This window comes from Paraburkholderia aromaticivorans, assembly GCF_002278075.1.
In the GTDB taxonomy this organism is placed as follows: Bacteria; Pseudomonadota; Gammaproteobacteria; order Burkholderiales; family Burkholderiaceae; genus Paraburkholderia; species Paraburkholderia aromaticivorans.
Genome location: NZ_CP022989.1, coordinates 1,294,910 through 1,318,749, shown reverse-complemented (window position 1 = coordinate 1,318,749; position 23,840 = coordinate 1,294,910). Strand labels below are relative to the sequence as shown.

Below are 23,840 nucleotides of genomic sequence, written 5' to 3'. Positions count from 1 at the left end.
TACCGCGTAGCGTGGCAGGTCAGTTTCAATCCCGCAATCGGCCGAACGGCTAACTTGCGGTGCGCACGGCTTCGGCTATGCTGGCGGGCGAGATCACAACACCGGAGCGCGACAGTGACACAGCGATGCAACTGGGTATCGAGCGAAGCGCTCGCACACTACCACGACACCGAATGGGGCGTGCCCTCGCGCGACGACCGGCATCTGTTCGAGATGCTGGTGCTGGAAGGGGCTCAGGCAGGATTGTCGTGGTCGACGATCCTCAACAAGCGGGCGGGCTATCGCCGCGCTTTTGCCGACTTCGACATCGGCAAGGTTGCGCGCTTCACGGAGAAACATGTCGAGGCGCTGGTGAAGAACGAAAGCATCGTGCGCCATCGCGGCAAGATCGAAGCGGCCATTACCAACGCTCGCGCGGTCCAGCAGATTCAGGCCGAGCACGGCTCGCTCGCGAATTTCGTCTGGTCGTTCGTCGATCAGACGCCGATCCAGAACGACTGGGCTTCGTACAAGCAGGCTCCGGCATCGACCGAGATTTCGGACGCCCTGAGCAAGGGACTGAAGCGATATGGCTGCAAGTTCGTCGGTTCGACGATCTGTTATGCATTCATGCAGGCGATCGGCATGGTGAACGATCACGAGGCGAGTTGCATGTGCCAGGCGCGATGCGCGGCACTAGGCAAGAAAGGACGCAATCGCAAGGCAGGCTGAGACAGAACAGCCGAACCGATCCGCCCGCAGCCGAGCCTTCCCACGATCCCCGCAAAAAGACCCCAAAAAGCAAAACGGCGATGTGGCTTCTTTCGAAGCTCACACCGCCGTTCGGCCGTGCTGAAAAAGCGTGCCTAGTGCAGCTTCTTCGGCAGCATCTGGCTGCGCAGGCGCTTGTGCAGGCGCTTCACAGCAGCAGCCTTCTTGCGCTTACGTGCCGTGGTCGGCTTTTCGTACGATTGGCGCTCACGCAGTTCAGCGATCAGGCCATTCTTTTCGATTGCGCGACGAAAGCGGCGAATGGCCACTTCGAACGGCTCGTTTTCTTTCAGAAGAATCGTCGTCATTTAATTCCTAACTCAATCACTTGATAGGGGTAAATTGCGTGGCGGCATACCGCTCACGCGCCGGCCCTCCGGTCGTTTCGATTCATGGCCAGTAACAGGCAAACGCGGGCAGAACCCGGCCAAACCACGAATGAAACGAGAGGCAAAGCGGCCACGGAGGCCGGAAAAGAGAGGTGGGGAGTTCACCGCGGAACGCGGACAGACATAATGCAAAAGCCGCGTCTGCTGCCGTTTCGCCAACCTTTCATCAACGGAAAAGCGCTGACGAAACAGGCAAAGATCTCAATTCACTCCCGATGATATCAGGAAACTCTCCATCCTACCAGGGGTTTAGGGATTATGCCAGGTCGCTTGCGATCAGGCGCTCGCCTCGTCCAGATGGCGGATATCGGCGCCCGTCAGCATCAAATGGACGGCCGCCGCCAGGCTTTTGAGCTGCTCGACCGACGTCGCGCTTGCAATCGGGGCCGTAACACTCGGCCGCGCGATCAACCATGCCAGCGCGACCGTGGCCGGTGTGCTGCCGTGCGCCTCGGCGATCCGGTCCAGCGCGGCGAGAATTCGCAATCCGCGATCGTTGAGGTACTTTTCGACCCGGCTACCGCGCGCCTTGTTGGCCAGATCCGCCTGCGAGCGGTATTTGCCGGACAGAAAGCCGCTTGCAAGACTGTAGTACACCACTACGCCGAGGTGATTGGCGAGCGCCACCGGCTCGATGTCGCGCTCATACTCCGCGCGGTCATACAGGTTGTATTCCGGTTGCAACAGCTGATATTCGGGTAAGCCGTGCCGGCGCGACACTGCGAGCGCTTCCTCGACACGCGCGCCAGTGTAGTTCGACGCGCCAATCAGCCGCACCTTGCCCGCCTCGATCAGCTTCTGATACGCGCCGAGCGTTTCGGCAAGCGGCGTTTCGGTGTCGTCGTCGTGAGAAAAGTAGACGTCGATGTAATCGGTTTGCAAGCGCCGCAGCGAATCCTCGACCGCCGCCTGGATGTTGGCCGCCGACAACCCCTTGCGCTGCGGATGCTTCGAGACCTTGGTGGCGAGCACGATCTTGTCGCGCTTGCCGCTCTGGCGGAACCACTTGCCGATGATGGTTTCCGATTCGCCGCCCTGGTTGCCGGGCACCCACGCCGAATAGACATCGGCGGTATCGATAAAGTCGAGACCGGCGTCGACAAACGCATCCAGAATCGAAAACGAGGTGGCTTCATCGGCGGTCCAGCCGAAAACATTGCCGCCGAACATAAGCGGCGCCACCTCTAATTCGGAACGCCCAATCCTGCGCTTTTGCATGATTTCTCCAGGGTTTGTCACAAGAGAAAACGAGAATACGCCGTCTTTCCAATACCTGCAGCGGCTCCCCCGAACAAGGCTGCAGGCGGCTTTCAGCGGCATTGCAATACGCTTTGCGCGCAAAAGTAATACGCCCTCATTGCACAAAGTTCCTCAAGTTTTTTTTAGGGCCGCCGTCAACCTTCACTGAGGCGGCCAGCAATGAACGAGTGCTTCCGCCGATGCCAACGTGGCGTATTGGGCTCAAGGCTTATTTAGGAGATTTTCCATGCTCGGAATCAATAGCAACATCAACTCGCTGGTTGCACAGCAAAACCTTAGTGGCTCGCAAAGCGCCCTTTCGCAAGCCATCACCCGCCTGTCGTCGGGCAAGCGCATCAACAGCGCGGCTGACGATGCAGCAGGTCTGGCAATCTCGACGCGTATGCAATCGCAGATCAACGGCCTGAACCAGGGCGTGTCGAATGCGAACGACGGCGTGTCGATGATTCAAACCGCATCGAGCGCACTGTCCTCGCTGACCTCCAGCCTGCAACGTATCCGCCAACTGGCCGTGCAAGCATCGACCGGTTCGCTGTCGTCGAGCGACCAGGCAGCTCTGCAGAAGGAAGTGTCGGCACAGATCGCTGAAGTGAACCGTATCGCTTCGCAAACGACGTACAACGGCACGAACATTCTGGACGGCTCGGCAGGCAGCGTGACGTTCCAGGTCGGCGCGAACGTCGGTCAGACGATCAGCCTGAACCTGAGCCAGTCGATGTCGGCTGCGAAGATTGGTGGCGGCCTGGTGCAGACGGGCGCGACGGTCGGCACGATCGCTGTGTCGACGGACGCAAGCGGTGCCTATACGGCGACGTCCCCGGCGATCACGTCGGTCAACGTTCTTTCCGACGGTAAAGGCGGCTATACGTTCACGGACCAGAACAACCAGGCTCTGTCGGCGACCGCCGCCTCCGCCATCTTCAGCGCGGGCACGGCAGCGGGCACCGGCACGGCAGTCACAAACCTGACGCTCACCGCAGCGCTGGCAACTTCTATGGGCGCAGCCGGAACAGCCGCGCAGAACGCTGTCGCACAGATCAACGCGATCAACAGCCCGCCCACGGTTTCGGGCCTCGACATCAGCACGGTCACCGGCGCGAATCAGGCAATGGTTTCGATCGACAACGCACTGCAGACCGTGAACACGCTGCAGGCGTCGCTCGGCGCCGCGCAAAACCGCTTCACCGCAATCTCGACGGCGCAGCAAGCTGAGTCGACCGACCTGTCGTCGGCACAGTCGCAAATCACGGACGCCAACTTCGCGCAAGAAACGGCGAACCTGAGCAAGGCGCAAGTGCTGCAGCAAGCTGGTATCTCGGTGTTGGCGCAAGCTAACTCGAACCCGCAGCAAGTTCTGAAGCTCCTGCAGTAAGAGCTGACGCAGTAACGGCGATGCGTCGCGCGCAAGCGGGACGCATCGCCGGTTTCAAACGACGGGAGGCATGCCTCCCGCTGTGCATTTCCATCACGCAGTGATGTAGCATCGCGCACCACCCAATACAGATTTTCAGACGCCCGGAGCCTCTGCATGTCCTCGATCTCAACCTCGTCTTCTACGGCAAGCGCCAACGCCGCGCTGCAGTCGGCTGCTCAATCGATCATCAGCGGCTCGACGGGCAATTCGTCGATGGACGTGTCGACGCTCGTCACGGCGCTCGTGAACGCGAAGACCGCAGGACAAACCGCGGCTCTGGCGGCACGACAAACCACCGACAACACCACACTGTCCGCCTACGGCGCACTGAGCTCCGCGCTGAGCGCATTGCAGTCGGGCATCACCAACCTCGCCAACGGCAACACGCTGTCGACCTTCGCGGCCACCGCGAGCGGCACCGGCTTGACCGCGACCGCGGGCGTCGGCGCCGTGGCCGGCAGCTACTCGGTTGCCGTGACGCAGATTGCCAGCTCGCAAGCCTTGTCGTCGGCGGCCTTCAGCTCCACGACGCAACTGGGCACCGGCACGCTGTCCATCTCGCTGGGCGGCAAGTCGATGGATATCAACGTCGACGGCACCAACAACACGCTCTCGGGCATCGCTTCGGCGATCAACGCGAGCAGCAGCAACCCCGGCGTCACGGCGACCATCGTGACCGGCACGGACGGCGCCCACCTCGTGCTGCGCGCGGCGAACACGGGGGCGGCGAACGTCATCAACGTCACGACCAGTAACGTCACCACCGACAACGGCCTGTCGAGCCTCGGCGTGACCTCGACCGCGAGCACCACCGGCGGCCAGTCGACGATCACCTCGGCCAATGCGGGCAGCGCCTGGACGCAGAGCGGTTTTGCCCAGGACGCGGAGTTCACGGTCGGCGGGATCGCGGCCAGCAGTTCGACCAATGCGGTGACGAGCGCCATTTCCGGCGTCACGATGAACCTGACGGCCGCATCCGCGGGCACCACGCAGACGCTGACCATTGCGCAGGACACCGCCTCGCAGAACACCGCGATCAACAATTTCGTGAGCCTGTACAACACCGTCGTCACGACGATGTCCACCCTCACCTCGTTCAGTTCCGGCTCGACGTCGCAAGGTCCGCTGCTCGGCGACTCCACGCTGCAGACGATCAAGAACACGCTGGCGAGCATCATCGGCGGCTCGGTTGGCTCGGGCAGCACCGGCACCACGCTGGCGGCAATCGGTATCTCGCTGAAGGACAATCCGGCGGACGGCACGCTGGTGGTCGACAATACCGCGCTGAATACGGCGCTAACGAGCAGTCCGGCCACGGTCGCATCGCTCTTCAACTCGACCAACGGCATTGCCGAGCAGTTGAACAGCAGCATCACCACGTTCACGCAGACCGGCGGCATCATCGACACGCGTAATACCGCGCTCAATGCCGACCTGAAGAGCATCACCACGCAACAAACCGCGCTCGCCGACTACACGACACAGTTGACGAACCAGTATCAGGCGCAGTTCACCGCCCTGAATACGTTGATGGCGACCATGAACAACAATTCGCAGTACCTGACCGCGCTGTTCGGCGGCACCAACAGCGCCGGCGCGCTGGCCACGAACAAGGGCTAAGCCATGAACGCGCACACCATGAATCAGACGGAACTGGTCGAGCGCGTGCTGTCGATCACGCGGGAAATCGAGCAGGCGGCCTCGCTCGCCGACTGGCCGGAAGCCGCCCGCCTGACCGAAACGCGCTCGCCGCTGCTGATGTCGCTCACCGCGGAGCAGGAGCCGGCCGCGCTGGAGATGATCCGCCAGATCCAGGCGATCGACGCGGCGCTGCTCGCCGACGCGGCACTCACCCAGAACGAACTGCATATCGAGTTCGACGCGGCAATCGGGCGCACCAGGGCCGCCGGCGAATATCAGCGGATGGCCCGCCTGTAGACATCACCCGGAACGCAGCCGCCTTGAGCGACATGCGCCCCAACAAAGCCGGTCCGACCGGCCGACCCGACAATAAGAACTACGTGCCGAAGTGAGGCGCGCTCGTTCCCTCAGCCCGCCTCGTGCGGGCTTTTTTCTTGTTTTCGTCCCGCTTTCCTCCTGTCTTCCGGCTTTCCGTCCTCCCTCTCCATACGCTAAACAGGCGGCCTTTTTACCGTCATCTCCGAGCATCGGAAACGCCCTCCCCGTCGCACAATTTCCGTCATAGACCATTCTGCGCTGAGACCATGACTCTCCTGTACGAGCAGCCGACCGCTGAACCCTTGACGCCCGAACAACAGCTCGAGCACGACATCGCACTCGTTTTGCAAACGGCGCTGGAGCACCACCACAAGGGCGAATTCGACGACGCCGAAGCGCTCTATCAGGCGATCCTCGACGCACAACCGCAGCACTCGGACGTGCTTTACAACCACGGCGTCCTGCTCGTTCAAACGGACCGTCCCAAAGACGCGTTGCCCCGTTTCGAGCTGGCGTTGGGCCAACAGCCGCACAACGGCCAGTACTGGGTGGCTTATATCAGCGCGTTGATCGACGCCGGCGAAACCGCTGCCGCGTGGCTTGCGCTGGAAATGGGCCAGAAACAAGGCCTGAAGGGCCCGGCGGTGGACGGCCTGATCGTGCGGATGGCGAATCCCGGCAAGATCGTCCTGACACAGCCTGCGGCAGACCAGAATCCACCGACAGCCAGCAGCGTGGCTGCCGCAACGGATAGCGAGACCGCAGAAGCCGCCGCGGACGCCGGCAAATCCACGATCGCCAGCGGACGGCGCGTGAGCCAGCAGGAAACGACGCGATTCACCTCGCTGTACAACAAAGGCCAGATCACCGACGCCGTCAAACTTGCCCGCACCCTCACCCAGCGCTTCCCCGCCGACGGTAACGCGTGGCGCTGGTTCGGGATTGCGCTGCACCGTCTGGGCCGTTACGACGACGCGCTCATGCCGTTGCGCAAAGCCGCCGAACTGCTGCCGGAAGAACTGGAAAGCCGCACCGTCCTCGCGGATACGCTGCGACTGAAAGGCTTGCATAAGGACGCCGAAGAAGTCTGCCGCGCGATCATCGCGATCAACCCGGCCGTTGCCGAAGCGCAACGGATCTACGGCATGTCGCTGGTTTATCAGAGACGCGTGGCCGAGGGGCTGGCTGCGGCACGGCGCGCGATCGAGCTGGCGCCGGACACGTCCGGCATGTACAACACACTGGGTGTGCTGCAGCTCGATCTGGGCATGGTGGCCGAGGCGCAGGAGAGTTTTAGCGTCGCTCTGGAGAAGGACCCGAAAGACGCGATCGCGGCGGACAACTATCTGTTTTCGCTCGCCCACAATCCCGAGGTCAAGCAGGACACACTGTTCGCCGAACACCTCAAGTTCGCCCAACAGCACGAAGCACCGGTGCGCGCGCAGTGGCCGCGTCACGTCAACAAGCGCACGCCGAATCGCAAGCTGAAGATCGGCCTCGTTTCCGGCGACCTGTTCCGTCACGCCGTCGCCTCGTATCTGCTGCCGATCATGGAACGCCTCGCGACCGATGCCAGCGTCTCGCTTCATGTGTACAACAACCACATCCTGGAAGACGACTACACCCATTTGCTGCGCAAGTGCGCCCATGAATGGCACCAGGTCACCGGCATGCCGGATGCGCACCTGGCGAACCGGATCCGCGACGACAGAATCGACATTCTGTTCGACTTGTCCGGGCACACGGGCCGCAATCGTCTCCTCACGTTCGCGCGCAAGCCCGCGCCGATCCAGGTCAGTTGGCTCGGCTACCCTGCCACGACCGGCCTGAGCGCGATGGACTATTACCTCGTCGACCGGTTCGGTGTGCCGTTCGGCGAGCCGGAGCGCATGTTCTCCGAGAAGATCGTCCATTTGCCCGCGAACGCGCCCTTCCTGCCGGAAAAAAGCGCGCCGCCCGTCAACATCCTGCCGGCCATGCACAACGGCTACGTGACGTTCGGCAGCTTTAACCGCCTCAACAAACTGCGCCCCGACGTGATCGCCCTCTGGGCGGAACTGCTTCACGCGCAACCGTCGTCGCGAATGTTGCTGGGCGCGATCGCAACCGACGAGGACGAACAGCTTCTCATCGACTGGTTCGCCCAATCGGGCATCGCGCGCGAGCGTCTGATGTTCCGCCGCCGCTCCAGCATTCCGGTCTATCTGCAGCAGCATTTTCACGTCGACATCTGCCTCGATACGTTCCCGTACACGGGTTCGACCACCGTGCTGAATTCCTTGTGGATGGGCGTGCCGACCTTGACGATTGCAGGCGACACGTTGCCGAGCCGCGCCGGCGCCACCTGGATGTCGCACGTCGGGTTGGAGCAGTTCCTTGCCAGGGACAAGGCGGATTTCGTCGCCAAGGGGGTCGCGTTGTCCTCGGATATCCCGGCGCTCGCCGCGCTGCGCACCGGGCTGCGCGAACGCTGCATGGCCTCGGCGGCATTCCGGCCTGAAGTGGTGGCCGCAGGTTTGTCGCGCGCGTTGCGAATCATGTGGCAACGCTGGTGCAACGAACAACCGCCGGTCGCGTTCGAAGTCACAGCAGAAGAAGCCATCGCCGCCACGGGCGACGCCACCACGCAGTCGAGGACGGGGGAAAACAAGTGAACGCTGCCTTACCGCTTGGGGCCATCGAGCCGCAGATCGACGAGCGCATTTACGTTACCCAGCCGCATCTTGCGCCTCTCGAAGAATTCATTCCCTATCTCCAGCAGATCTGGGACAGCAAGATCCTGACCAACGCCGGTCCGTTTCACCAGCAGTTCGAAGAGGCGCTGTGCAAGTACCTCGGCGTGCGTCATCTGGCGCTGTTCACCAACGGTACGCTCGCGCTGCTCACCGCACTGCAGGCGCTGCGCGTGACCGGTGAAGTGATCACGACGCCATATTCGTTCGTCGCCACCGCGCACTCGCTGGTCTGGAACGGCATCAAACCGGTATTCGCCGACGTCGATCCGTACACGCTCAATCTCGATCCCGCCAAAATCGAGGCCGCGATCACGCCGCAGACCACCGCCATCATGCCGGTGCATTGCTACGGCAAGCCGTGCGACGTCGAGGCGATTCAGAAAATCGCCGACAACTACAATCTGAAGGTGATCTACGACGCGGCCCATGCGTTCGGCGTGCAGACCGAGACGGGCAGTGTGCTCGAACACGGCGATCTCGCCGTGCTGAGCTTTCACGCGACCAAGGTGTTCAACACGTTCGAAGGCGGCGCGATCATTTGCCAGGACGCCAAGACCAAACAGCGCATCGACCATCTGAAGAACTTCGGTTTCGTCGATGAGGTGACCGTGGTTGCCTCCGGCATCAACGGCAAGATGAGCGAAATCAACGCCGCGTTCGGGCTGCTGCAACTGCAGCACATCGACGAAGCGCTGGCACGGCGCGCGCGGATCGACGCGATCTATCGCGAGCGGCTGCGCGACGTGCGCGGTATCCGCTGCCTGCCGAAGGAAGGCCAGAAAGTCGCGAACCACTCGTACTTTCCGATTCTCGTCGGCCCGGACTATCCGATCAGCCGGGATGCGCTGTATCAGAAATTCCGCGACCGAAACATCTACGCGCGCCGCTATTTCTATCCGCTGATCTCGGACTTTCCGATCTATCGCGGCCTGCCTTCCGCGCGTCAGGACAATCTGCCGGTCGCGCATGCCGCTGCGCAGCAGGTCCTGTGTCTGCCGATTTTCCCGGCGCTGACAGACGACATGCTCGATCGCATCATCGGGATCATCGCGGATACCTGAACGCCATGAAGCTCGCGATCATGCAGCCCTACCTGCTGCCGTATATCGGGTATTTTCAGCTGGCAGCGGCTGTCGACAAGTTCGTCTTTTACGACGACGTGAACTTCATCAAGAACGGCTGGATCAACCGCAACCGGATGCTGCAGGGCGACCAGGTGCGTTATCTCACCGTGCCGCTCAGCGGCGCGAGTCCGATGCTGAAGATCAACGAGGTGCTGGTCGAACCGCGCGAGCGCTGGCTGCGCAAGCTGCTCGAATCGATTCGGCACGCCTATGCCAAAGCGCCTTATTACCCGCAGGTGAGCACGTTGATCGGACGGATTCTGACGGAGCCCCTCGCGCCCATTTCACTGCTTGCCTCGCACACGGTGATGGAAATCTGCCGATACCTCGAGATCGACACCGAGTTCGTCCCGTCGTCGACGCAGTATGGCAATGCGCAACTCAAGGGCACCGAGCGGGTTTTGGACATTTGCATGAAAGAGCAAGCGGCCACCTATGTGAACCTGCCGGGCGGCCGCGAGCTTTACGATAGCAACGCATTCTCGGCACGCGGCGTGGAGCTCGCCTTTATCGAGCCGAATCTATCCCCCTATACGCAGTTCAACGACGACGCTTTTCATCCGGCTTTATCCATTCTCGACGTGCTGATGTTCAATAGCAGAAACAGCGTCAGAGATATGCTGTGCGTCGAGGTGAACGCATGATTTCGCGCGAACCGCGTGCAATCGGCGGATATTTCGAACTCGAACTGCCGCGAGTGGAAGCGCCGCTTCACGGCAACGCGCTGCGCTTTCAGTCGTCGCGCGCGGCGTTTCTTGCATTGCTGCGCGCCGGGCGGCCGACTGCCGTCTGGATGCCCTGGTACATCTGCGATGCGATGATCGAGCCGCTGCGCATGACCGGCACGCCGGTCAAACGCTATCGGCTCGACTCCGGCTTGCGCGTGCAGTCGGCCAATATCGCGCACGGTGAGTGGCTCGTCTACGTCAACTATTTCGGCCTGTGCGCTCACCAGATCGACGATGTCCTCAGCCGGTTTCCACGCGAGCGCGTGTTGATCGACAATGCGCAGGCGCTGTTCGCGCAGCCCGCCGATTGCCTCGCCACGCTCTACTCGCCGCGAAAATTTCTTGGCGTGCCGGACGGCGGGTATCTCGTCACACAGCAGCCGATCGAGTTGCCGCAAACAACTGACGATGGCTCATTGCAGCGCTGTGGGCATCTGCTGACACGACTCGCGAAAGACGCCGAAGCGGGCTACGCCGATTACGCCGCGGCTGAAGAAAGCCTGAAGCACCAGGAGCCGTTGCGGATGTCGGCATTGACCGAGCGGCTGCTCGCCGGCATCGATTACGACAGTGTGCGGGCACGCCGAGTCGAGAACTTCGCTTTTCTGCACGAGAAGTTGCAGCGCTACAACCGCTTCACGTTTCACTACGACGAACAGGCGGCACCGCTCTGCTACCCCTTCTTCGACGCGCCGGCCGGCGTGCGTGAAACGCTTCGCGCCCGGCGCATCTATACGCCCACCTACTGGCCGGATGTTGCGGACGCCGAAGGCGCGCCGGACTTCGAACGCGCTCTCCCGGGTTCGACACTTTGCCTGCCCTGTGATCAGCGGCTTACGCGCGACGATCTCGCGCCGATGGTGCAACACTTACTGGACCGGCTCACATGAGCGACAACACGATATTCCTGCGCGAGATCGAACGCGGCGACCTGCCGACCATCAATGCGTGGCGCGCCGACAAGGCACTGGTCAGCTTGCTGGGCGGCGCCTTCCGATATGTGGGCGCGGAGATCGACAACAAATGGTTCGATAGTTACCTCGGTTCCCGCGCGGGCAACGTGCGTCTTGCCGTATGCCTCGCCTCCACCCAGGAAGTCGTTGGCGTGACCTATCTGCTGGGCATCGACTGGGTGAACCGCTGCGCGGAGTTCTCTATTCAAATTGGCGCGCAGACGGCGCGCGGCCGAGGCATCGGCGAGGCCGCGACACGTCAGACGCTCGAACACGCATTCGGCGACCTCAATCTCAACCGCATTTCGTTGACCGTGCTCGCATCCAATGCGCGCGCCATCGCGCTTTACGAGAAGGTGGGCTTTCGTGCCGAAGGTCTGTTGCGCCAGGCCGCCTTCAAAGGCGGCCGCTATCTCGACGTCATTCCGATGGCCATCCTGGCCGATGACCGACGCTGAGCCCTTCATCTTTGCCGTTGCCTCGCTCCACTCATGAACATGATTGACGCTCAACACCACACTGCGCTTGCAACGGCAGGCTGGACCGTGCTTCCCCGCCTGATCCGCAGCGCATTGCTCGACACGCTGGTCGAGGCGCTGGGTCCTTCGCTCGCGTTGCGCGACGAAATCAGACGACGCAACGGCGTGCTGGAAAACAGCGCCGGCACCTTGCATCACCTGCTGATGGATGATCCGTGCTACGTCGAATTGCTGGCGGAGCTCGCGGCGTTGGAGCCGATTTTCAAAGGATACTTTGAAGGCAACTTCATCCTGAATTCGTACGGCGGCGTGATCAACGAGCGCGACTCGCGTTCGTACGTGCAGAACGTGCATCGCGATATCCGCTTCGGCTCGGACACGCGGCGCTTCATGGTGAACGCACTGGTGATGCTCGACGATTTCACGCTCGAGAACGGTGCGACGCATATCCTCCCGCACTCGCAAAACATCCAGCAGCAGCCCACCGACGAACAGTTCTACGCGCAGGCCGCGCGTGCGACCGGCGAGCGCGGCTCGGTTCTGCTGTTCGATTCGCGCATGTGGCATGCCACTGGGCGCAATACCACCGACGCGCCGCGCCGGGCGCTGACACTGACGTTCACCAGCCCATTCTTCAAGCCGCAGCTCGATTACGCGAGGCTGTTCGGCTACCGCCATCTCGACCGCTGTAACGCATGGATGCGCCAGGTGCTCGGCTTCAACGCCCGCGTGCCGGAGTCGCTCGATGAGTTTTACGTGCCGGTGGAGCAGCGGTTCTATCAACGCGGACAGGATTGACGACATGAGCAGAGACTACAACGCGGAAGCGAAAGACCATCCGGAACATCGCTACGCCTACGACTTCGATTACCTGATGCATGAGTACATGCTTCGGACATTCGAGCCCTTTCTCGCCAGCGATAACGCGCTCGAACTGGGATGCTTCGAAGGCAACTTTACGCGCCTTCTGACGCAGCGTTTCGCGTCGGTGGAAGTGGTCGAAGCATCGGCGGACTGCATTGCCGTTGCTTCGGATAAAACCAGGGGCGCCGTCAAGTTTCATCACTCGACGTTCGAGACCTTCGAACCGTCGCGACGCTACGACAACATTTTCCTCATCCATACGCTCGAACATCTCGATCATCCGGTCGAAGTCCTGCGCCGGATCGGCAGCTGGCTATCCGAGGGTGGCCGGCTGTTCGTCGCCGCGCCGAATGCGCGCGCCGGCTCCCGGCAGATTGCGGTCAACATGGGGCTGATCGACCATCACGCCGCCGTGACGCCAGCGGAAGCCGCGCACGGTCACCGGGTGACCTATTCGATCGATACGCTGCGGGCCGATCTGCGTGCCGCGAAGCTTCGCCCAGTGACTGAGGGCGGCGTCTTTTTCAAGGGTCTCGCCAACTTCCAGATCGATGCGGCGCTGCAGGCGGGCATTATCTCCAGAGCGTATCTGGACGGCTGTTTCGAGTTGGGGCGCGTCTATCCCGACTTGTGCTCCAGCGTGTATGCGGTATGCGAACGCGAGAGGGAGCATTGATCGGGGCGACTCCAGCCGTTGGGTCTGGTTTGCAGCCGGCCTGAGCCGGCCGCCGTCTGCCATCTACGGGCAGTGTGCGGCTCGAATAGCGCCGCGTCACTGAAAAGTCGCATTAACCGACAGTTGCACCGCATTGCCCTTCGGCCGGTTGCTGGTGTTGAACTCGTTGACCCAGCGCAGCGCGGCCGACACCGGCGTCTTCTGGATCTTGCCGGACCACGTGACCATGGGTCCGAGACCGACGGAATGTCCCTGACTGCCGCCGACGACGTCTGCGATGCCGCCGCTGTCGTTGCCGATCTGCTGAATGTAGCCGCCCACTACGCCGACACCCCAGCCGTTGCTGAAGCGCTTGAGCGCGAGCAGATCGAGCACGCTGACCGGCGCATTGTGATAATGGGTGTCGCTATTGGGCGTGTAGAACTCGAGGCCATAGTTCAGCGACAACTCGATGTTCTCTTTCGGAAGCAGTTTCGTATAGGCGATCGTCGGCGTGAAGGTCCACGTGTTCTGCCCGGCATTGGCGAGCCGGTTAGGGTTGTAGGCACCGGTCGGCGCATAGATCTGCACGCTCAGCGCGACATGGTCGGTCTTGGTCAGGTGATAGCCGGCGATGACCGGCGTGAAGAAGAAATCGGCGAACTGCGTGCCGTGGTCGTTCGGCAAGCGGCTATGAAACGACGAGATGTCGGTGTACTGGAGCGGCACGCCGAACGAGGACGCGAAGTTCCAGCCACCCACGGTAATGCCCCACGTCTTGACCGCGGCGAGAATGGTGTATTCAGCCGTCGCGTTGACGCCGGCCGTGACCTGTCCGGCGATCGGAATCGACTTGCTCGCGCCTAACGAGCCTTCGTAGTAGATCGTGGCGGCGGACACGATCCAGTCGTTGGTCGGCGGCACGACGCCGCCGTACGGCGTCACCTGCATGCCGGTGATCGGCCGGCCGATGCCGCCCTCGGTCGCCCACGCCGTTTGGCTGAGACTCACGCCCGCCGTGGTCAGAAGCGCGCCCGTGCACAGTCGGGCGGCCAGCCGCCTCGTCGGGAAGAAACGGTTAGGTTGACTCATCATCGTCCTCGTCAAATACAAGTTCGGCATTCTCACTCCCGTCGAACCGCTTTCGGACCGTCTGCGTCGCAAAGCCGCACACGGGCAACTGCGCGCATGCGTTGGCCTTCGCACACGATGGGCGGCGGCGTCCAGTCTTCATCGAGTACTGCTTGCCGCAGCCAGTTGGCGCGCAAGGTCAGAGAGAACTTTGCGATAGCGAACGCCGGCAACCAAGCAGCGAACCTGACTTCGCCGGCCGCGCGTTTTGCTCGCAAAAACGTGAGTAAGCCTTTTGCGTTGACCGTCAGGTTTTTGTTCTGCTTGGCGAGCGCGTAGCGATTCTGCGGGTCGAGTGAAAAAAAAGCGATGCCAGTTGTATATCGCAAGAGACCGGATGCCTTCGACGCCCAGCAGCCGATCTCCAGGGAAGCTCACAGTGTAGCGCCCACTGCCGTCAACCCTCCCCCCGGATGCGTCGGTATCCGAATAAAAACACTTTGTCCCGCTCGAGCGATTGACAAAGGTATTCGATGTCGTTCTCGCCATTTATTAGTCGGTGATCGGGCCTCGTCCATGGGTATTCCTAGCGGCGAGCGCCTGTTTTTGCCTGACGCGAAATCGTCCCAACGCAATGATGGCGTTCGCGTGTCCGATTCGAATCGATTTCATTTTGCGCGCGCGTTCATGCGGCAGGGCAGCCAGACACTGGCGAATGCGGGGCCGCGGGAATGAAGCGCGGCATGTCATCTGGACAGGCGGGAAAGGCGGCGTGGCGGGCTACGGGGGCTTGCATGAGCGCTCCTTCAAAACGAGAAACGCCGCATCAAACGAAGCATGCGGAAAGTGGATGATTCACCACGCTGGCATCGTTGGGAATACTAGCAACGTTTCCGGCAAGGACAGAGATAAATTTGTAACGCGGCTGAAGCGCCGGCCCAAACGAGGCGCCGCCCCGCCTTCGAATTATTTGATGGGTATTCATCGTGCCGGAACGGACTCCACCGCCCTGCCTGAAACATCCTGCCAAGGCTGCGATGAGCGCGTCGGCCCATTAGACTGACGCTCGCTCCCGCTTCGACCCACCGTTTTCGATGAGGCCTTCATGATTCGCACGCTGCACCGTTACTGCATTGCCTTCACCGTCGTCGCACTTTCCGCTTGCTCCGTTACGCCGCGCCAGGACGGGGGTGAATCGCAGGCAGGCGCATCGACGACCGCGACGTTGGCATCATGGAACGACACGAAGGCCAAACGCTCGATCGTCGATTTCGTCACGCTCGTCACGACGCCCGAGTCCAAGGACTTCATCCCACGCGCCGACCGCATTGCCGTCTTCGATAACGACGGCACACTGTGGCCGGAGCAGCCCGCCCCGTTTCAACTGGTGTTCGCGCTGCAACGGGTGAAGACCGTGGCCGCAAGGCATCCGGAATGGAAGCGTCAGGAACCGTTCCGCTCGATCCTCAAAGGCAATCCGGGGACTGTGGCGGCAAGCGGCGACGCCGGCTCCATGCGCATATTGGCCGCGGCGCACGCGGGCATGACGGGCGAGCAGTTCGCCGCGCTCGTGCACGAATGGTTCGACTCCGCGAACGACCCGCGCTTTAACCGTCCATATACCGATCTCGCGTATCAGCCCATGCTCGAATTGCTCGCCTACCTGCGCGCGAATGGCTTCAAAACCTATCTCGCGACGGGTGGCGATGTCGAGTTCGTCCGCGAGGCGGCTCAGCGCATGGTTGGCATTCCACCCGAGCAGGTGATCGGTAGCACTGTCAAATACCGGTACAGCCAGACCAATGGCGCGATCTCGCTCACGCGCCTCGCGCAGGTCGATATGCTAGCGGATGGCGCGGCTAAACCGCTCGCCATCGATCGCGTGATCGGCAGACGGCCGGTGATCGCGTTCGGCAACGCGGATGGCGACACGCCGATGCTCGAATGGACCTCGGCAGGCGACGGTCCGCGCCTCGCGGCGCTCGTGCATCACACGGATGCGCAACGCGAATACCAGTATGACCGCGCGTCGAAGAGCGGCAAGCTCGGCAAAGGTCTGGACGAGGCCGGCGCGAAGGGCTGGCTCGTCGTCGACATGAAGGATGACTGGAAGACGGTGTTCAAGCCGGCCAACGCGGCGACGTCAGCCGCGGCCGGCGCACCGGCCAGGTGAGCGGAAACGGGCGCAAACGCGGAAGGCGGCCGAGGCACGGCCTTCCGTGACTGTGTCGCCTGGCGCCGGATGAGGCGTTGAGCGGCGCGGCTAGCGGGTCAGCGTAATCGCCAGATACGTGACATACAGCACGCCGCAAACCAGCAACGCCCACACCGGCACGCCGCGCGCGCGTACATTGATCCGCAGCCAGGCCGCGGCGGCGAGTGTGATCACGATGCCGGTCACGACTTCGATACGCGGGGTCCATGGCGTCAGCAAGATGCCGATCGCGGGCAGCAAGGTGCCCTGGAACACCATCGCACCGGTAATGTTGCCGAACGCCAGCGTGTCTTTGCCGCGGCGAATCCACAGAATGCTGTTGACCTTTTCCGGCAGCTCGGTGGCGATCGGAATGATCAGCAACGAGAGCAACAGCGGCGACACGCCGAGCGCCTGCGACACGCCGCGCACACCGTGGATGAAGCCTTCCGCGCCCCACACCAGCAACGCGACGGCGAGCGCCAGCTGGACCACGATCGTCGCCATGTTGGTCGGCACGCCGAGGCGCGAGATCAGCATCTTGCCTGGCGCTTCGGTGCCGTGACCGGCATCGACCAACTCATTCGATGCGCGGAAGGTCATCACCACATAGGTGATGTACACGCCGACCAGCGCCACGCTGAAAAGCGCGCGCACGATCATCTGCTCGTGCGGCACGTACATCGCCGCGGCGGCCAGCACGAACGCGCACAGGAAGTAGTTGAGGTCGCGCGTGAAGCCGGTCCGCTCCGGCGCGACCCAGCCGCTCGCGCCGCGCGAGCCGAGGATCGCGAGCGTCATGAGAAACGTGGAGAGAGTGGAGAGCATCAGCGGCGCGCCCAGAATCGCGCCGACGCCGATCTCCTGATTGACCGCGCTATCGGCCGTACCGCCGGCGATCGCCAGCAGCGGCACGAGGGTCTCGGGCAAAGCGGTGCCGACGGCGGCGAATAGCGAACCTGTCACGCCCTCGGAAATCTTGAGGCGTTCGCCCAGATGCTCGAGCGCGTTGGTGAAGAGTTCGGCGGCCACCAGAATGACGACCAGCATGACAGCGAGTTCGAGCAATAGACTGGTCATGCGCGGCTCCCCGCAAGCACGCAGAAACGCCGGCGCGATGGACGGCCCAAAGGGGAGACTGGCGGGGCACAACGATGTGTCACGGGACAACTCCGCGGTCGGACGTAGATGACAAACCAATGACGCACCGCCACCCGTCCGACCAGAACGAGGCAGTGCGCCAATGGTCTCGCCAAACCGACACGGTCGAACGCGCCATGACCTATCGGCCAAGTATGTTGACGCGCTCTCCTTCATGGGATGAAGGAAGGCTACTCCCCAGTGACCGGGCGATTCTAACGGTTGGGGATGCTTTCAACAACCTTGTTGCGGTGAAAGCGGATCGGCAATGCGACGTTCCACGGGTTCGTCACGCGGCCGCGGCTCGCACCGGTCAATTGAAGTGATACTGGAGACCGATGATGAAACTGTTGTTTGTCCTTTTGGTGCCGTCGCAATGGCTGGTGTCGGTAGTCCATTCGCCTACCGCGCTGACGTGCCTGGCAAATTTATATTCGACGCCCAAACCCCAATGAAAGCGCGTGTCGGGATCGTCTCCCGTGAATCCAAGGCGGAGATAAGGCAAAACCTGATTGAACGGCATGCCGAATTTCGCGTCAATTCCGCCGTCCTTATATGTTGTCGAGCCGTGATGTAAATCGGAAAAGGCCTCGGCGCCCACAACGAACCGGTCGATGTCGAAGTTATAGCCTGCCGTGAAACCCGGGAAAACCGTGGTATGCGACGCTTTATTGATGACGCCGGATGCGTCGGAGTTATTCACGCCTACCTTGAAGCCCAGATAGGGACCGGCGAATCGGCTCGCAGCAGTGACAGGCACGACCGATTGCGCGTGCACGAGGCTGGATAGCATCACAATGGATGCGCTTAAAATAAATCGGGTTATTCTGGACATGATCTGCAAAATAAGCAGCTGGCGTGCGAATGCTTCGCGGCGCCTTTTATTAATTAGGGAAGCGATTGTTGAAATGCCGCTCCGGAAATGTCCACGCGTTATGCGATTTGCATGGTCAACGCATGCTAATTAAGCGGATAGGATGCGGCAATTGGAAATTTCAGAAGACGGGGTTTTTACGTCTGATTCTTAATCGATGATCGGAAGATCAAGGATGCTTCGGGATAATTCCGTCAGCACAGACCAGATCGTAGACGGACCGTCAACGCGCGTGTCCGTGGCTTATGTGGAAAAAGCGGGCTGGAGGGGCACGCAAGGCCGTGAAAAACAAAAGGGCTTGGCGCACAAAGCACAAGCCCTTGATCGAAAGCGATTCTTCTTGGCGCGCCCGGCTGGGATCGAACCAGCAACCCCTGCCTTCGGAGGGCAGTACTCTATCCATTGAGCTACGGGCGCTTCAACACGAAAGCGCGGCAACCAGGATGGATGCGACGCCAAAGCGAGACCGAAAGGATACCCGGTTTCGGCCATACCGTCCACCGGACGGCCTGAATGACGGCACCGGGCGCCTTCCGGCCGGTCCGTGCGATGCGGGTAAACGCCTGCTGAACACCCCGCCGCGCCCCTCGCCGCCGTCGAAATCTTGCGTCTATAATCGTCCGTGGCTGATTTAAGAACAAGAAGTTGCCGTCACGCTGTACCGCTCACATACCCACGGAGACGAGACAAGCATGAGCGAAGCACCACACGGAGCCCCGATCAAAACCCCAGCACAGCTCATCGCCGCGGTCATCGCCGGGTTTGCTGTCCCGATTGTCATCATCGTTCTGCTGGCGGTCTACGTCGATAACTCGACGCGCACCGGCGCCGGCACAGACTCTCTCTCCGAAGCCGAGGTCACCGCCCGCATCAAGCCGTTCGCCCAGGTCGACATTCGCGACGCCAATGCGCCGCGCGTCTACAAGTCCGGCGAAGAAGTCTACAAGGCCGTGTGCTCCGCGTGCCACGCATCGGGTGCGGCAGGCGCGCCGAAATTCACCAATACCGCCGACTGGGCGCCACGCATCGCGCAGGGCTTCGACACGCTGCTGCACACCGCGCTCGCGGGCAAGGGCGCCATGCCGCCGCGCGGCGGCACCAGCCCGGACGACTACAGTGACTTCGAAATCGCCCGCGCGGTCACCTACATGGCGAACAATTCCGGCGCGAGCTTCCCTGAACCGGCGCAGCCTGCGGCGGGCGCCGGGGCGGCATCCGATGCGGCCGCAGCCGCACCGGTCGGCGCTTCTGACGCGGGTGCGGCCCAGGCGGCCGCGGCCATGGCCGCGATGGCCAGCGTGCCGCAAGCGGCGGCGCCGGCAGCCGGCGGCACGCAAAGCGCGGATGCTTCGCAAGCCGGCAAGGCGCTTTACCAGCAAGTCTGCCAGGCCTGTCACGCGGCCGGCGTGCTGAACGCACCGAAGTTCGGCGACAAGGACGCCTGGGCGCCACGTCTGAAAGAGCCGATGGACACGGTGTATAACTACGCGCTGCACGGCAAGGGCGCGATGCCCCCAAAGGGCGGCTCGAATGCCTCCGACGCGGACGTGAAAGCCGCCGTCGACTACATGGTCAGCGCGGTGAAGTAAGAGCCACTGCCACGTCAGCGACGTCGCAAAAAAATCCCTGCCCACGGCAACGCGGCGCAGGGATTTTTCGTATCGGCCGCAGTGAACGCGGTAGCCGGATCGCCGACTTTGCCGCTCACGCCGCCGAACACGCGTGCTTCGCCAGATCCCAGCGTTCACAGCACTCGCTCAAGGCTTCTGCAACAGCGCCTTCAAACTCGCAAGCCGGTCTTTCGGCGACATCGGCGCTTCTTCGGGCGTCGGCGGCGGGGCGTCGTCGAGCAGCATTTCGGGAATGAAGCGCGACGGCTCGCACACCACCGTTTCGCGCGCGCGCTTGCGCTTCTTGCACCAGTTCAGATGCAAGCTGCGCTGCGCGCGCGTGATCGCGACATACATCAGCCGGCGCTCTTCTTCGATGCGCGCGTCGTCGATCGGCTCGTCGTCGGGACCGCCGCGATGCGGCATGATGCCTTCTTCGACACCCACCAGAAACACGTGCGGATACTCGAGCCCCTTCGACGCATGCACCGTCGAGAGCCGCACGGCGTCGGGGTCTTCCTCGCGGCCTTCGAGCATCGACATCAGCGCGACGGTCTGGATCAGACCGAGCAGATTCTTGCCGGTGTCGCCGAGACCGTCGGCGGTGTCGTAGCCGGTTGCTTCGTCGGCCGCGGCGCCCGCAGGCTCAGCCTTGGTGCCTTTGCGCTTCAGCCATTCCATGAACTCCAGCACGTTCTGCCACTTGGACTGCGCCTGACGTTCGTCGAACGCGTCGTACAGATACGCTTCGTAGTGAATCGCGTCCATCAATTCGTCGAGCAGCGGGCCGGCCGCGTCCTTCTCGGCGCGATCGGTGAGGCGCTGCATGAAGTCGCAGAACACGCGCATGGGTTCGATCTGCCGCGGCGACAGACGCGCCTCGATGCCGCCCATGTACACCGCTTCGAACAGCGACACCTTGGCCTGACCCGCGAACGAGCCAAGCGCCTCGAGCGTCGTATTGCCGACGCCGCGGCGCGGCGTGGTGATCGCGCGGATGAACGCGGGGTCGTCGTTCGCGTTGGCGATCAGACGCAGATAGGCGCAGATGTCCTTGATCTCGGCTTTGTCGAAGAACGACTGGCCGCCGGACAACACGTACGGAATCCGCTCACGCCGCAGCACCTGTTCGAAGATGCGCGCCTGGAAGTTGCCGCGATACAGGATCGCGTAGTCGCGGAAATTCGCGCGCCGCTCGAACTTGTGCGCCGACAGACGGAACACCACGGATTCGGCCTCGTGCTCTTCGTCGTTGCATGGCGTGACGGTGATCGTGTCGCCCATGCCGTGCTCGGACCACAGCTTCTTTTCGAACAGCTTCGGATTGTTCGCGATCACGTTGTTCGCGGCGGTCAGAATGCGCACCGTCGAGCGGTAGTTCTGCTCCAGCTTGATCAGATGCAGCTTCGGGAAATCCTTGCTGAGCTGCCCGAGGTTCTCAAGCGTCGCGCCGCGCCAGCCGTAGATGGCCTGATCGTCGTCGCCGACCGCGGTGAACGCCGCGCGCTTGCCGGCCAGCAGTTTCACCAGTTCGTACTGGCAGGCATTGGTGTCCTGATACTCGTCGATCAGCAGATAGCGCAGCTTGTTCTGCCAGCGGTCGCGCACCTGCTCGTTCTTCTCGAAGAGTTCGGCGGGCAGACGGATCAGATCGTCGAAATCCACCGCCTGGTATGCGTGCAGCGTGGCCACGTAATTGCGGTAGACGATCGCGGCCTGATGCTCGTCCTCGTTCGCCGCAATCGCAATCGCCTGCTCGGGCATGATCATGCCGTTCTTCCACAGCGAGATGATCGACTGGATCTTGCGGATGAAACCCTTGTCCGTCGAGCCGACCTGCTCCTGGATCATGCCGAAGCAGTCGTCCGAATCCATGATCGAGAACTGCGGCTTCAGGCCGACGTGTTCCGCCTCCTGCCGCAGAATCTGCACGCCGAGCGAGTGGAAGGTGCACACCGTCAACTGGTTGACGGGCACTTTGCGGCCTTCCTTGCCGGGCGTGGTGAGCGTCTTGCCTTCCAGCAGCTTGCCCACGCGCTCGCGCATTTCCAGCGCGGCCTTGTTCGTGAACGTGACGGCGGCGATGTGGCGCGGCTCGAAGCCCTTGGCCTCGATCAGATGCGCGATTTTCTGCGTGATCACGCGCGTCTTGCCGCTGCCTGCGCCGGCGAGCACGAGACACGGACCGTCGAGATAACGGACCGCTTCATTTTGAGCGGGGTTCAGGCCTGCGGACATCGTCTGTGGATGGGTGATGCGGTTAAAGCGGCGGTTGAGGGCGGGGCGGCGCGAAACGCCGGCCGAAGGCCCGTGGGCATGCCGCGCGGAGCCGGCTGCCGGAACAGGCACCCCGTGCGGCACGGAGGGCGTTCCGGCCCGCTTTGCAATCGCGCGAGAGGAGCGATGTTAACACGGATGCACGCCACCGTTGCCCACGTCCCATGATGCTCACCCGGACCCCGACGACGCTGCCGGTCCACCTCACGGGCATGCCACAATTGCAGTGTTGCGCGCCGCCGCCACGGTGGCAAAGCGGCGCGCCGTTTTTTGCAGGAAGACAAGCATGTCCGCATCGCTGAAGATTGGATTGATGGGTTACGGTTTCGCCGGCGCGACCTTTCACGCGCCGGTAATCGCGCACTGCGGCCGCGCGAGCGTCGCGGCCATCGCCACGAGCCAGCCCGGGCGCGCGCTCGCCGACTATCCGCATACCAAGGTGGTGGCCGACCTCGACGCATTGCTGGCGCTCGAAGAAATCGACTGCATCGTGATCGCCACGCCGAATGACACGCACTTCGAACTGGCGCGCCGCACGCTGGAAGCGGGCAAGCACGTGGTGGTCGACAAACCGGTCACGCTGAATGCCGCCGACGCGCGCACGCTCGCCAACATCGCGCTCGCCCGCGGCAAGCTCTTCATGCCGTTTCACAACCGTCGCTGGGACGGCGATTTTCTGACCGTGCGCGATCTGCTCGCGAGCGGCGAATTGGGACGGATCACGCAATACGAATCACATTTCGACCGTTTCCGGCCGGAGGTGCGGCAGCGCTGGCGCGAGGAAGCGTCGCGCGGCGGCGGCTTGCTGCTGGACCTCGGGCCGCATCTGGCCGACCAGGCGTTGGCGCTGTTCGGCGCGCCGCAGAGCGTGCTGGCCACGGTGCGCACACATCGCGACGAGGCCAGCGCGCCGGACTACGTGCATATCCAGCTCGGCTACGGCGAGTTCGAAGTGGTGTTGCACGCCAGCGCGCTGACCGCCCTGGTCGCGCCGCGGTTCACGATTCACGGCACGCGCGGCAGCTACATGAAATACGGACTCGACACGCAGGAAGATCAGTTGAAGGCCGGCCTGCGACCGGGCGACGAAGGCTTCGGCGCAGGCAATGCGGCGGGTGTGCTGCGCGTGCTGGAAGGCAATCAGGAAGTGGAGCGCGAGTTGCCGACGCGTAACGGAGATTACGTGGGCTTCTATATCGCCGTGGCCGACGCCATCCAGAACGGCGTGAAGTTCCCGGTCAGCGCGCAGGATGCCGTCGACGTAATGACAATTATCGAGCTCGCCGCCCGCAGTTCGGAAGAAGGCGTCCGGCTGCCGTTTGAACGGGTTCGCTAACCCGTTTGCCTGCGCGCCGGTACGGCTT

At 62.4% G+C, this 23,840-nt stretch carries 20 protein-coding genes, 1 tRNA gene and 1 riboswitch; of the genes, 14 read left to right on the top strand and 7 right to left on the bottom strand.

Annotation, left to right across the window (positions count from 1 at the left end):
• Positions 1 to 114 precede the first annotated feature (114 nt).
• Positions 115 to 711 (top strand): DNA-3-methyladenine glycosylase I, encoded by a 597-nt coding sequence (locus tag CJU94_RS05915; protein ID WP_167397518.1) that lies wholly within the window; start codon positions 115 to 117, stop codon positions 709 to 711.
• Positions 712 to 845: 134 nt separating this feature from the next.
• Here the strand turns inward: CJU94_RS05915 and rpsU are convergent, their stop codons facing one another.
• The gene (gene rpsU / locus CJU94_RS05910) at positions 846 to 1,058 is read right to left on the bottom strand and encodes a 30S ribosomal protein S21 (protein ID WP_006050883.1); all 213 of its coding nucleotides are present in this window, start codon (positions 1,056 to 1,058) and stop codon (positions 846 to 848) included.
• Positions 1,059 to 1,415: 357 nt separating this feature from the next.
• The gene (locus tag CJU94_RS05905) at positions 1,416 to 2,357 is read right to left on the bottom strand and encodes an aldo/keto reductase (protein WP_095417921.1); all 942 of its coding nucleotides are present in this window, start codon (positions 2,355 to 2,357) and stop codon (positions 1,416 to 1,418) included.
• Between the two features lie 268 nt (positions 2,358 to 2,625).
• On the opposite strand from CJU94_RS05905, the gene CJU94_RS05900 reads away from it, so the two are divergent.
• The 10 genes from CJU94_RS05900 (at position 2,626) to CJU94_RS05855 (ending at position 13,331) form a co-directional block, all read left to right on the top strand.
• Complete coding sequence (locus tag CJU94_RS05900) at positions 2,626 to 3,771, top strand: flagellin (RefSeq protein ID WP_095417920.1); 1,146 nt, start codon at positions 2,626 to 2,628, stop codon at positions 3,769 to 3,771.
• Between the two features lie 156 nt (positions 3,772 to 3,927).
• Positions 3,928 to 5,433: a flagellar filament capping protein FliD gene (gene fliD / locus CJU94_RS05895; RefSeq protein WP_095417919.1), complete on the top strand. Its 1,506-nt coding sequence runs from the start codon at positions 3,928 to 3,930 to the stop codon at positions 5,431 to 5,433.
• Positions 5,434 to 5,436: 3 nt separating this feature from the next.
• Positions 5,437 to 5,751, top strand: a complete 315-nt coding sequence (gene fliT, locus CJU94_RS05890; protein ID WP_095417918.1) for a flagellar protein FliT — start codon at positions 5,437 to 5,439, stop codon at positions 5,749 to 5,751.
• A gap of 287 nt (positions 5,752 to 6,038) precedes the next feature.
• Positions 6,039 to 8,426, top strand: coding sequence for a tetratricopeptide repeat protein (locus CJU94_RS05885; protein ID WP_095417917.1), 2,388 nt, complete (start codon positions 6,039 to 6,041; stop codon positions 8,424 to 8,426).
• A complete protein-coding gene (gene vioA, locus CJU94_RS05880; RefSeq protein WP_095417916.1) occupies positions 8,423 to 9,568 on the top strand; it encodes a dTDP-4-amino-4,6-dideoxy-D-glucose aminotransferase VioA in 1,146 nt (381 codons plus the stop codon). Before CJU94_RS05885 ends, vioA begins: the two co-directional genes overlap by 4 nt.
• A gap of 5 nt (positions 9,569 to 9,573) precedes the next feature.
• A complete protein-coding gene (locus tag CJU94_RS05875; RefSeq protein WP_095417915.1) occupies positions 9,574 to 10,275 on the top strand; it encodes a WbqC family protein in 702 nt (233 codons plus the stop codon).
• Entirely contained in the window at positions 10,272 to 11,249 is a 978-nt protein-coding gene (locus CJU94_RS05870; protein ID WP_095417914.1) for a hypothetical protein, read from the top strand. Before CJU94_RS05875 ends, CJU94_RS05870 begins: the two co-directional genes overlap by 4 nt.
• Positions 11,246 to 11,770 (top strand): GNAT family N-acetyltransferase, encoded by a 525-nt coding sequence (locus CJU94_RS05865; RefSeq protein ID WP_095417913.1) that lies wholly within the window; start codon positions 11,246 to 11,248, stop codon positions 11,768 to 11,770. Before CJU94_RS05870 ends, CJU94_RS05865 begins: the two co-directional genes overlap by 4 nt.
• A gap of 33 nt (positions 11,771 to 11,803) precedes the next feature.
• Positions 11,804 to 12,589: a phytanoyl-CoA dioxygenase family protein gene (locus CJU94_RS05860; RefSeq protein ID WP_095417912.1), complete on the top strand. Its 786-nt coding sequence runs from the start codon at positions 11,804 to 11,806 to the stop codon at positions 12,587 to 12,589.
• A gap of 4 nt (positions 12,590 to 12,593) precedes the next feature.
• Positions 12,594 to 13,331: a class I SAM-dependent methyltransferase gene (locus tag CJU94_RS05855; RefSeq protein ID WP_095417911.1), complete on the top strand. Its 738-nt coding sequence runs from the start codon at positions 12,594 to 12,596 to the stop codon at positions 13,329 to 13,331.
• Positions 13,332 to 13,427: 96 nt separating this feature from the next.
• Here the strand turns inward: CJU94_RS05855 and CJU94_RS05850 are convergent, their stop codons facing one another.
• Positions 13,428 to 14,405 (bottom strand): SphA family protein, encoded by a 978-nt coding sequence (locus CJU94_RS05850; protein ID WP_244220924.1) that lies wholly within the window; start codon positions 14,403 to 14,405, stop codon positions 13,428 to 13,430.
• A 1,081-nt stretch (positions 14,406 to 15,486) separates the two neighbouring features.
• Here CJU94_RS05850 and CJU94_RS05840 point away from each other — a divergent pair.
• Positions 15,487 to 16,554 (top strand): HAD family hydrolase, encoded by a 1,068-nt coding sequence (locus CJU94_RS05840; RefSeq protein ID WP_095417908.1) that lies wholly within the window; start codon positions 15,487 to 15,489, stop codon positions 16,552 to 16,554.
• A 90-nt stretch (positions 16,555 to 16,644) separates the two neighbouring features.
• On the opposite strand, the gene CJU94_RS05835 is transcribed toward CJU94_RS05840, so the two are convergent.
• From CJU94_RS05835 to CJU94_RS05825, 3 genes are all read right to left on the bottom strand, one after another.
• On the bottom strand, positions 16,645 to 17,655 hold the full coding sequence (locus CJU94_RS05835) for a sodium:calcium antiporter (protein WP_095417907.1): 1,011 nt from the start codon (positions 17,653 to 17,655) through the stop codon (positions 16,645 to 16,647).
• Positions 17,656 to 17,746: 91 nt separating this feature from the next.
• Positions 17,747 to 17,927, bottom strand: a riboswitch (yybP-ykoY riboswitch).
• 101 nt (positions 17,928 to 18,028) lie between these two features.
• The gene (locus CJU94_RS05830) at positions 18,029 to 18,550 is read right to left on the bottom strand and encodes an outer membrane protein (RefSeq protein ID WP_095420235.1); all 522 of its coding nucleotides are present in this window, start codon (positions 18,548 to 18,550) and stop codon (positions 18,029 to 18,031) included.
• Between the two features lie 380 nt (positions 18,551 to 18,930).
• Positions 18,931 to 19,006 (bottom strand) — tRNA-Arg (locus CJU94_RS05825).
• 275 nt (positions 19,007 to 19,281) lie between these two features.
• Between CJU94_RS05825 and CJU94_RS05820 the strand changes: the two genes are divergently transcribed.
• Positions 19,282 to 20,178, top strand: a complete 897-nt coding sequence (locus CJU94_RS05820) for a c-type cytochrome (RefSeq protein WP_095417906.1) — start codon at positions 19,282 to 19,284, stop codon at positions 20,176 to 20,178.
• Between the two features lie 168 nt (positions 20,179 to 20,346).
• Here CJU94_RS05820 and CJU94_RS05815 read toward each other — a convergent pair whose 3' ends face one another.
• Positions 20,347 to 22,437: a UvrD-helicase domain-containing protein gene (locus tag CJU94_RS05815; RefSeq protein ID WP_095417905.1), complete on the bottom strand. Its 2,091-nt coding sequence runs from the start codon at positions 22,435 to 22,437 to the stop codon at positions 20,347 to 20,349.
• A gap of 325 nt (positions 22,438 to 22,762) precedes the next feature.
• Here CJU94_RS05815 and CJU94_RS05810 point away from each other — a divergent pair, with 325 nt between their 5' ends.
• Positions 22,763 to 23,812, top strand: coding sequence for an oxidoreductase (locus tag CJU94_RS05810; RefSeq protein ID WP_095417904.1), 1,050 nt, complete (start codon positions 22,763 to 22,765; stop codon positions 23,810 to 23,812).
• The last annotated feature ends 28 nt before the right edge of the window (positions 23,813 to 23,840 follow it).